Here is an 8,258-nt window from a genome sequence, read left to right on the forward strand (position 1 = left end):
GAAAAGATAGTGGAAATTCTGGCCTTGTTGTGGGATTTTTTAAATCCTGTTTCACGGATAAATTCAAAGAAAATTTCAAAGCGATGCAATATCTTTTCGCCAAATAAACCGTAAAATAAGTTCGACTTTTTTGCAGAGTGCATGCAAATGCTGCCGGCTTTATTTCTTCTGGTAATTGCCAACTGTTTTATGACCCTGGCCTGGTATGGGCATTTAAAGTTTTTGCCGCATGATGCACCGCTCTGGCAAGCGATTCTATTTAGCTGGGCCATTGCCCTGTTTGAATATAGCCTGATGATTCCGGCGACCAAATTACTGGCGCAGCAAGGACTCGCAGTCGGTCAAATGAAAATTACCCAAGAAGTCGTGACCTTACTGGTCTTTGTTCCTTTTATGATTTTCATGTTTAAGCAGCCTTTTAAACTGGATTATCTCTGGGCTGCTTTATGTCTGTGTGGATGTGTCTATTTTGTATTCCGCAGTTCCTAAATAGTTGTAACTGCGGCTACTCCCCTATTTTTATTCCAGTTTTTGAAAATTCGACAAAAAAACAAGAAAAATCGAGCCTTGCTTTGACCGTTAAATTTTATGAAGCTGAATTTTCAGTCTATAATACGCACTCCTATTCAAGCTTGGCTCTCTCGTCGAGATTTATCTTTTCTCACTTTAATCTCTGGAAAATTTGCAATGAATGCGGCTGCTGCACAAGATACTCCTCTCGTAGGTATTATCATGGGTTCTCAATCAGATTGGGCAACTCTCGAACACACTGCCAATATGCTCAAGCAGCTTGGTGTCCCATTTGAAGCCGAAGTTGTTTCTGCACACCGTACCCCAGACCGCCTGTTTGAATATGCCGAGCAAGCGCGTGATCGTGGTATTCAGGTAATTATTGCCGGTGCAGGTGGCGCAGCGCATTTACCGGGGATGTGTGCGGCGAAAACTGATCTTCCAGTTTTGGGTGTACCGGTGAAATCTTCGATTTTAAACGGTGTTGATTCATTGCTGTCTATTGTGCAAATGCCAGCAGGTATTGCAGTCGGTACCTTGGCGATTGGTCCTGCCGGTGCCACCAATGCTGCCATTATGGCCGCGCAAATTCTGGGTTTGACCCGTCCAGAAATCGCAAAAAATGTTGCAGATTTCCGTGCAGCGCAAACAGATAAAGTGGCAAGCAACAATATTCCAGGCCAGGCTTAAGTCGAGACACAGATTATGGATAAAACCATCGGTATTTTTGGTGGCGGTCAGCTGGGTCGTATGATGGCGCAAGCGGCACTTCCATTAAATATTCAATGTACATTTTTTGAAGCCAGCACAGACTGCCCTTCTGCTGCTTTGGGTCCGGTGATTTCGAGCCAAGCTGAAAATGGTCTGCAAGACTTTATTAACAGTGCAGATGTATTTAGCCTGGAATTTGAAAACACGCCCCTTGCAGATGTCGATGTACTGACACAAAGCAAGCAATTGCATCCATCACGTCAGGCTTTAGCGATTGCCCAGCATCGTCTGTCTGAAAAAGCCTTGTTTGATGAACTGGCAATTCCGGTTGCACCTTACAAAGCGGTCACTTCACTGGAAAGCTTACAGGCGGCCGTAGCGGAACTGGGCTTGCCGATCGTACTGAAAACCTCGCGTGGCGGTTATGATGGCAAAGGACAATTCGTTTTACGTTCGGCCGATCAGATTGATCAGGCTTGGGCAGAATTGGGTCCTGCAGGTGAACTGATTGCTGAAAGTTTTGTGGCTTTCTCGCGTGAAGTTTCAATCATTGCAGTACGCGGCCAAGATGGTGATGTAAAAACCTGGCCATTGGCGGAAAATCATCATCATGACGGCATTCTGTCGCACTCGATTGTGCCAGCACCGGACAGTACTGACTTGCAGCCGGTAGCACAAGAATACATCACTCGCCTGCTGAATCATCTGAACTATGTCGGTGTGCTGACCCTTGAGCTGTTTGTGACAGACAATGGCCTATATGCCAACGAGATGGCACCACGTGTGCATAACTCGGGTCACTGGTCGATTGAAGGTGCAGTATGTTCGCAGTTTGAAAACCATGTGCGTGCCGTGGCAGGTTTACCTTTAGGTTCAACTGAAGTGATCCGCCCAACTGTTTTGGTGAACATCATTGGTCAGCATCCGAAATCTGCAGATGTACTTGCTCTGGAAGGTGCACATTTGCATCTTTACAATAAGTCAGAGCGCGAAGGCCGCAAGATTGGTCACATTACCCTGATGCCAAATGACAGCGCGCAATTGTCTGTACTTTGCCGCCAACTGGCGAAAATTTTACCGAATCCATTGGCATTGAGCGAAGATATGACCATCTAGGCTTTAACTTGCTGATAAAAAAAGCGATCACTTCGGTGATCGCTTTTTTATTTGTCTGCTTTCAGGCATGATTGCGCCTCTTCAAAAATACCTGCCATTGGTCGGATCAGTTTTTAAATCAATTGCTTATAAACTGATCAATTGAGTATAAATATAACAATCCAATAAAACCTTTTTTACAGCTGAATTTTGCCATATTCACTTATAGATAAGCTTGAAATCAAAGTTTGAATTTAAAACTGGAAAGCAGTTTTGAATTTAAATTCATAAAAATAAATTCAAATTTAAATCGCACTTTGAATTTAAAATTGCGCTTTTAAATTCAAAAAATATGAATTCAAATTTAAAACTGGATAAATGAATTCAAAGTTTTTGAATTTAAAAATATTAGCCCATTATTCAAATGAATTTAAAACAAAAACGAGTGTAATTAGAGCATGTTGATGATCGTGACTCGCTTTTCCTGAAACAAGTTATCCCCAGTAATTTTTTAAATTCAAAAATAATTCCAAATGTTTTGAATTTAAATTTAAAAATCCTGCTGATTTGAATTTAAAACAAGCTTATGGATAACTCGTGTTTAAATTTAAAGATTACAAAATGAATTTAAAAGTGTAGGAATTATGAATTTAAATTTACGCATTGGCGCTTTAATTTTCATCATGAGCTGCTAAGGTAGAAGCATAATTCAAAATCTAAATATTCAAGGGTCTTATGCAACGGCTTGCACTTTTTATTGGTTCTGTGGTCTTGGCTGCTTCACAGGCACAGGCTGAACTTATTATTAATGGTCAACGTGTCACGCCGACTGATTTGACCTCTAGTTCAAATATCCCGAATTATGCCTCCCAAAATAATTTTCAAAACTGTCTCGCTAATTTGCGCAGTCAAGCTGTTGCTAGAGGTGTAAGCGGCAGTACCTATGATCGTTATACTCAGAACTTAAACCCGGATTATTCAGTGATTGAACGCCTGAATTACCAGCCTGAATTTTCTACCCCGATTTGGGATTATCTATCTGGTTTGGTGGATGAAGAACGGGTTCAGCTCGGCCGGCAAAAACTACAGCAACATCGTGAGGTGCTCAATCGTGTTGCTGCTACCTATGGTGTACCTGCAGAAACGGTAGTTGCGGTATGGGGTGTCGAAAGTAATTTTGGTGATATTTCGGGGAAATATCCTTTATTACAGGCTTTAGGAACTTTGAGCTGTGAAGGTCGTCGCCAGAGTTATTTTCGTGGTGAGTTTTTTACCACAATGAAACTGTTACAGCGTGGCGATGTGCGTGAAGAACAATTAAAGGGTTCCTGGGCAGGCGCATTTGGTCATACCCAGTTTATGCCATCGACTTATGATGAACTTGCAGTTGATTTTGATGGTGATGGCCGACGTGATCTGGTTTCGAGCATTCCTGATGCACTGGCATCGACCGCCAACTTTTTAAGCAAGCGTGGCTGGCAGAGCGGGCAACCTTGGGGCTTTGAAGTCAAGATTCCGCAAGGCATGTCGGTTTCCGGTGAAGGCCGAAGAAATAAAAAATCCTTGAGTAGCTGGATCAATCAAGGGGTGGTTCGTGCCGATGGTTCGGCATTGGTTCAAGGAAATTTATCGCAATCTTCTCAGGCCGGATTGGTTACACCTGCAGGCCCGAGTGGTCCAGTATTTTTGGTCTTTAAAAACTTTGATGCCATTTATAGCTATAACGCGGCAGAAAGTTATGCCTTGGCGATTGCGCATTTATCCGATCGCCTGCAAGGTAAAGGCTCATTTATGACCACATGGCCTACTGATGATCCGGGAACTTCTCGTGCAGAACGTCGTGAGATCCAGCAATTTTTATTGAATCGAGGTTATAACATTGGTGCGGTAGATGGTCTGATTGGAGATAAAACCCGTCAGGCGATTCGTCAGGAACAGCAGCGTTTGGGCTTAAGTCCTACAGGTCGTGCCGGTCAGCAGATTTTGCGTGCCTTTAGAAATGAAAATGCCAAAAATTTAATGCAATAAAGAGTATTCAAAAAGGAAAAAGGTCTGCATGAATGCAGACCTTTTTTGATGACTTTTTTTGAGTAGCTATATAGTCATGCAAGATAATAGTAATTCGCTGAATTTAAACAGCAGTAATCGTACCAAGCACACGATAACCAGCGGCACCAGTGACTGCAGGTAGGTTGCCATTCAGTTGATTCATAAAACGCATGGCCAGCCAGGCAAAGGCGGTGGCTTCTACCCAGGTTGGACTGAGGCCCAGATCGGCGGTAGTCTGTACGCTCCATTCATGTTTGCGCAGGCGCCAGCGCAACTGCTCCAGTAAATGTGAGTTGTAGGCACCACCACCGCAAACAAAAACCTGTCCGGTATCCATGCCAGAGCGGTAAATTGCTTTTTTAATGGCTCGGGTGGTGAGCTTTAATAAAGTCGCCTGTACATTTTCCGGAGTGTCTTCCAGTTCATCGTATTGTAGGTCATTGCGCCAGTCGGCAATCTGTTCATCTAGCCATTCCAGATTGAAATCTTCACGACCGGTACTTTTTGGGGGTTCTTTAGAGAAGAATTCGTGTGACTGCAAGCGATCAAGCAAACTGCGAATCGGGGTGCCATAGGCTGCCCAGTTACCATTTTCATCAAAAGGCTGACCGGTATAACGGGAACACCAAGCATCCATCAGGATATTGGCCGGTCCGGTATCAAAACCATACACCTCTTCAGGCTTGCCGGCAGGCAGCAGGCTGACATTCGCTATACCGCCCAGATTTAAAATTACCCGGTGAATGCTGTTATGCTGGAAAATATCCTGATGAAATGCTGGAACTAAAGGTGCTCCCTGACCACCTGCTGCCAGATCACGACGACGGAAATCTGAAATCACCGGAATCTGGGTAATTTCAGTAATGATGTTCGGGTCACCAATTTGCAGGGTGAAGCCATGTTCAGGACGATGCCGGATAGTCTGGCCATGCGAGCCAATCGCCTTAATTCTAGATTTATCCAGGTTATTTTTTTCAATCAGCGCATTAATACCATGACCAATCATTTGTGCTAGCGCAACATCGGCCTTACCCATGCGGTCAATTTCATTGTCATCTGGCAAGGTCAGTGCCATCAGCTCATCCCGAAGGTCAGGATCAAATGCCAAAGTGAGTGTGGCATGAAGCTGGAGTGGATCAAAAGAAGCAGCAACAATATCGACACCATCCATGCTCGTGCCGGTCATTACCCCAATATAGATCGCTGTCATGGTTATTCTTAAGCCTGCAATATGCTGAAAAAGTGTTAGTATATCGCACAAATTGAGTAACTGATGTATTGGATTTTGTGATGTCAAATTTCCTGCCGGCTGAAGAACAACTTGCCCTCATTCAACGAGGCACCCACGAAATTATTTCTGAAGAAGACCTTCTCAAGAAATTAAAACAGAATCGCCCATTAAAAATTAAAGCGGGTTTTGACCCGACTGCGCCTGACTTACACCTGGGTCATACGGTTCTCATTAATAAGTTAAAAGTATTTCAGGACTTGGGTCATGAGGTGTACTTCCTGATCGGTGACTATACTGCGATGATCGGTGACCCAACCGGAAAAAGTGCTACACGTCCACCGTTGTCACGTGAACAAGTTTTAGAAAATGCTAAAACTTATCAAGAACAAGTATTTAAGATTCTTGATCCAAACAAAACCAAAGTGGTGTTCAACTCGGAATGGTTTGCTCAAAAAACTGCAGCTGATCTGATTCAACTGGCATCTCAGCAAACGGTTGCACGTATGCTTGAGCGTGATGACTTTACCAAGCGCTATAACAATCATCAGCCAATCGCGATTCATGAATTCTTGTATCCATTGGTTCAGGGTTATGACTCGATCGCACTGGAAGCAGATGTAGAGCTGGGTGGTACAGACCAGACCTTTAACCTGTTGATGGGTCGTACGCTTCAAGGTCGTTATGATCAGGAACCACAAGTCTGTATTACTGTACCAATTCTTGAAGGTCTGGATGGCGTCAACAAGATGTCCAAGTCTTTAGGTAACTATATTGGTGTATTTGATGCACCAGGTGCGATGTACCAAAAAGTGCTTTCAATGCCGGATTCTCTGATCGAGCGTTATTTTGACCTGTTAAGTTTCAAGTCAATTGAAGAAATTCAGCAACTATTAAAAGAAGTGGCAGAAGGCCGTAATCCGCAAGAAGTCAAAAAGATTCTCGCGTTAGAGCTGGTCGAGCGTTTCCATGGTGCTGAAGCAGCTGCCAATGCACATAAAGGTGCAGGTAATATCATTACTGAAGGTGAATTGCCTGAAGGTACGCCTGAAGTGACCATTTCACGTGCTGAATTCGGTGGCGAAATCTTTATTACTTCAATTTTACGTGAAGCAGGCTTAACTAAAAATGCAGCACAAGCCAAAGATGCACTTGGTCGTGGTGCGGTAAAAGTGGACTGGAAGCCAGTTGATGCCTCTTTTTCTGTGAAAGAGAACGTGACTTTGATTATTCAAGCGAGTAAAAAATCCATCGCTAAAGTGACTTTTGTTGACTAAATTTAGAGCTAAGTTATTGAAATAAAAGCAGGCTTCGGCCTGCTTTTTTATTGATGTCCTATATTCATAAATCGAATAAGTAACTTCAAAAAAAACCCTATGAAAACAATAGGTAATTTTTTCCAAATTGCTTGCTTTTCATCTTTATTATGTATAGGATTTATTCATCTAGAGAATTCGTTTAGAGCATCTAGAGGGTAGTAAAAATAATAGTACTCCACAACTGAGAAGTCTCTTTTCCAAGAGGCTCTTTTTAAAAGCTTTAAAGCGAATAACTATAATAATGACATAATGGATCGGGTAAAGATTCAATTCTAAGGAGGAGATTTTGGGAGAGATCTCTTCCTTTTTTATTTATTCTGATTGCGTAATCAAAATATAAATCTGCATGCCTACTCTTCTTGTTGAACAACTAAACTTAAAATTAATCAGCAAATCAAACTTAGGTGAATGACCTCTAAGGGTGAGTTCATTTCAATTGACTCCAAAAGAAAAGTGCAAAACATAAAAAATTAAAGCAGAGGTGATTGAATGTATCGCTTTCCAACAGAAGATATTTTTGATGAACAGATCGATTGCATATTACGGTTCTTATTTGAATACCAGCCGGTCGAACAAAAACAGCAACTCTATGGATCTGTCTATACTTTATTTATGCAGCTTGATCTGGCCGCGCATTACTTTTTATTTTCCCTGATTGAAGAGCAGTTACCGCGACGCGCGAAATTATTCTTTATTGCCGAGGATTATCAGGGCAAGAAAGACATGATTGTAGAAGTTATGCAGCACTGGCTTAGACAGCAACAACAGGAAAAAGTCGCTTAATGCAAAATAACAGACTTTATCTTCTATATATAAGTGATCTAAGCATGGTTTTGGGATTCGAAAACTAAAAATGAATACCTCTTCTATATAGCAGCCTAAGAATAGGCTTTTATAAAAGCTTTTTACGTCAAAAATAACTCATCAATTGAGGAGTCTAGGATTTAGATCGGTTTGTTGGGCAAGGTAGGGGAATTTTGGTTTTCTTTTGACGAGCTAATTTAAATAAAAGACAAGATTTCAATATCAAAAGGCTAAAAATACTGTTTTAAATATTATTGTGATAGTTTTTAGGTCTAAATGAATTTTCAGTTATAAAAATAAAATGAAGTGTTTAGTGGGTTTATTGCATAAAAACGCTTAAAAATTAGATAAAAAAGCGATTTTTTAGTAATTTTTGTAGAAAAAAAAGACATACGTGAAAAATATAGTGAATTGGGGGTTGCAATGATTCTGAAATCCTCTAGAATGCACCCATACCGACGAGATAGACGGAAACGAACGAAGCAGAATGGCGGAGTTTTTGAGTTTATCGAAGTCCAGCTTCTAGCACTGACGAGGTGTTA

At 41.8% G+C, this 8,258-nt stretch carries 7 protein-coding genes; 6 read left to right on the top strand and 1 reads right to left on the bottom strand.

Translation table 11 applies throughout. The features are described from left to right. The first annotated feature begins 147 nt into the window (after window positions 1–147). From NI470_RS13090 to NI470_RS13105, 4 genes are all read left to right on the top strand, one after another. Window positions 148–489 (top strand): DMT family protein, encoded by a 342-nt coding sequence (locus tag NI470_RS13090; protein ID WP_004647146.1) that lies wholly within the window; start codon window positions 148–150, stop codon window positions 487–489. A 198-nt stretch (window positions 490–687) separates the two neighbouring features. After that, complete coding sequence (purE, locus tag NI470_RS13095) at window positions 688–1,200, top strand: 5-(carboxyamino)imidazole ribonucleotide mutase (RefSeq protein WP_004647147.1); 513 nt, start codon at window positions 688–690, stop codon at window positions 1,198–1,200. Window positions 1,201–1,215: 15 nt separating this feature from the next. Beyond that, window positions 1,216–2,337: a 5-(carboxyamino)imidazole ribonucleotide synthase gene (locus NI470_RS13100; RefSeq protein WP_253148615.1), complete on the top strand. Its 1,122-nt coding sequence runs from the start codon at window positions 1,216–1,218 to the stop codon at window positions 2,335–2,337. A gap of 714 nt (window positions 2,338–3,051) precedes the next feature. Next, window positions 3,052–4,344 carry a lytic murein transglycosylase gene (locus NI470_RS13105; RefSeq protein ID WP_253148617.1) on the top strand — a complete coding sequence of 431 codons (1,293 nt, stop codon included), beginning with the start codon at window positions 3,052–3,054 and terminating at the stop codon, window positions 4,342–4,344. Window positions 4,345–4,447: 103 nt separating this feature from the next. Here the strand turns inward: NI470_RS13105 and NI470_RS13110 are convergent, their stop codons facing one another. Further along, window positions 4,448–5,575, bottom strand: coding sequence for an anhydro-N-acetylmuramic acid kinase (locus NI470_RS13110; RefSeq protein WP_253148619.1), 1,128 nt, complete (start codon window positions 5,573–5,575; stop codon window positions 4,448–4,450). Window positions 5,576–5,655: 80 nt separating this feature from the next. Between NI470_RS13110 and tyrS the strand changes: the two genes are divergently transcribed. Both tyrS and NI470_RS13120 read left to right on the top strand, forming a co-directional pair. Continuing rightward, complete coding sequence (gene tyrS, locus NI470_RS13115; RefSeq protein WP_044112806.1) at window positions 5,656–6,870, top strand: tyrosine--tRNA ligase; 1,215 nt, start codon at window positions 5,656–5,658, stop codon at window positions 6,868–6,870. 531 nt (window positions 6,871–7,401) lie between these two features. Beyond that, window positions 7,402–7,695 carry a hypothetical protein gene (locus tag NI470_RS13120; protein WP_005104912.1) on the top strand — a complete coding sequence of 98 codons (294 nt, stop codon included), beginning with the start codon at window positions 7,402–7,404 and terminating at the stop codon, window positions 7,693–7,695. The last annotated feature ends 563 nt before the right edge of the window (window positions 7,696–8,258 follow it).

Source organism: Acinetobacter lwoffii (assembly GCF_024129115.1).
Classification (GTDB): Bacteria; Pseudomonadota; Gammaproteobacteria; order Pseudomonadales; family Moraxellaceae; genus Acinetobacter; species Acinetobacter lwoffii_T.

What these genes read in the sequence shown, in the direction of transcription:
- NI470_RS13090 (WP_004647146.1), top strand. Translation starts at nt 148, where the DNA reads ATGCTGCCGGCTTTATTTCTTCTGGTAATTGCCAACTGTTTTATGACC.
- purE (WP_004647147.1), top strand. Translation starts at nt 688, where the DNA reads ATGAATGCGGCTGCTGCACAAGATACTCCTCTCGTAGGTATTATCATG.
- NI470_RS13100 (WP_253148615.1), top strand. Translation starts at nt 1,216, where the DNA reads ATGGATAAAACCATCGGTATTTTTGGTGGCGGTCAGCTGGGTCGTATG.
- NI470_RS13105 (WP_253148617.1), top strand. Translation starts at nt 3,052, where the DNA reads ATGCAACGGCTTGCACTTTTTATTGGTTCTGTGGTCTTGGCTGCTTCA.
- NI470_RS13110 (WP_253148619.1), bottom strand. Translation starts at nt 5,575, where the DNA reads ATGACAGCGATCTATATTGGGGTAATGACCGGCACGAGCATGGATGGT.
- tyrS (WP_044112806.1), top strand. Translation starts at nt 5,656, where the DNA reads ATGTCAAATTTCCTGCCGGCTGAAGAACAACTTGCCCTCATTCAACGA.
- NI470_RS13120 (WP_005104912.1), top strand. Translation starts at nt 7,402, where the DNA reads ATGTATCGCTTTCCAACAGAAGATATTTTTGATGAACAGATCGATTGC.